Source organism: Promicromonospora kroppenstedtii DSM 19349 (assembly GCF_000515355.1).
Classification (GTDB): domain Bacteria; phylum Actinomycetota; class Actinomycetes; order Actinomycetales; family Cellulomonadaceae; genus Promicromonospora; species Promicromonospora kroppenstedtii.
In genome coordinates, this window is the sequence record NZ_KI911601.1 from 743 (window position 1) to 2,042 (window position 1,300).

1 protein-coding gene is annotated in these 1,300 nt (G+C 74.8%); it reads right to left on the reverse strand.

The features are described 5' to 3' along the window. The coding region (locus tag PROKR_RS03315; RefSeq protein WP_281171667.1) for an SbcC/MukB-like Walker B domain-containing protein at positions 1-1,300 on the reverse strand (1,300 nt) is incomplete at both ends.

Below are 1,300 nucleotides of genomic sequence, written 5' to 3' on the forward strand. Positions count from 1 at the left end.
GGTCTGCGGCGCGGTGGGCGCCGGGGTGACCGCTGCGCTCGTCGGCGCCGGACCACCGGACGTCGGCGTCCCGCCGTCCCCCGGCGTGGTCCCACCGGACGAACCGGAGCCACCGTTGCCGGCCGAACCACCACCGCTGCCCGAACCGCCGCCCCCGCCCCGGGTCGCCGTGGCGACCGGGTCGACGTCGGGCAGCGGGGTCTCCAGGAGCACCACGTCCACCCGCGACTCCCGCATCTCGCGGCAGGTCGCCAGGCCGATGCCGCCCACGTAGTCCTCCAGCGTCTGGAGCAGCTTGAGCGGTGTGGCCAGGATCATGTGGAACCCGAACGCGGCGAAGGTGTCCATCGCGGTGCGCGTGAACGCGGTGTCGGCCTTGTCGAAGGCCTCGTCCAGCAGGATCGTGCCGTAGGCGGGCGTCGCGGAGTCCGACGCCCCGGCGAGCTGGTACCGCAGCGCGGCGGCCAGGCAGAACACCACGAGCTTCTGGCGCTGGCCGCCGGACAGGCCGGCGGAGGAGTCGTGCACGGCCAGCGCGATGCCGCCCGCGGTGACCTCGACGCCCGTGAAGTGCACGTGCCGCCGCGTGTCCAGGCACAGGGACCGCCACGCGCGGTCGGCCGGGTCGCTGGACCCGAGCCGGCGCACCAGTCGCTCCAGTACCTCGTACTCCGGCTCGGTGTCGCCGGTGAGGGCGTCGAGCGTGGTCAGGAACTCCTCGACGGCTGCCGGGCGCCGCTCCTTGACGCGGATCTCGAGGAACCGGTCGGTGTCGAAGGGCGAACGCCGCAGCGACGTGTTGACGCCGACGATGCGCTCGCGGATGGTCGCGGGCGCCTGCCGGACCTCCGCGGCGAGCTTCCGCAGCGCGCGGCGCGCCTGGTCGGTGAGCAGGTCGGAGAACCGGGCCTCCTGCTCGGGCAGCCTGGAGGTGCGGATGCGCTCCAGCACCTCCAGGTACCGGGCGCGGTCGCCCACCTGTGCCGTGAGGTCCCGTGTGATGGCGGGCCAGCGGCGGCGGAACTCGGACAGCAGCCCGACGATCTCCCGCTCGGCGGCGCCCGACGTGCGCAGCCCGGCCTCGCGCTCCGCGTCCAGCGTGCGGGACACGGTCAGGGAGACGTCGTCGATCACCTCGTGCGTGACGGTCTTGCGGACGGCGGCGTAGCGCTTCTCCAGCTCCTGCCGGTGCGCCAGCGGGATCGCGTTGGTCGGCGCGTCCCCGAGCTCGGCCACCACGTGCTCCAGGCTGCGGCGGTGCGCGCGGGCCTCGGCGAGCGCGTCGGCGGCCTCCGCGGCA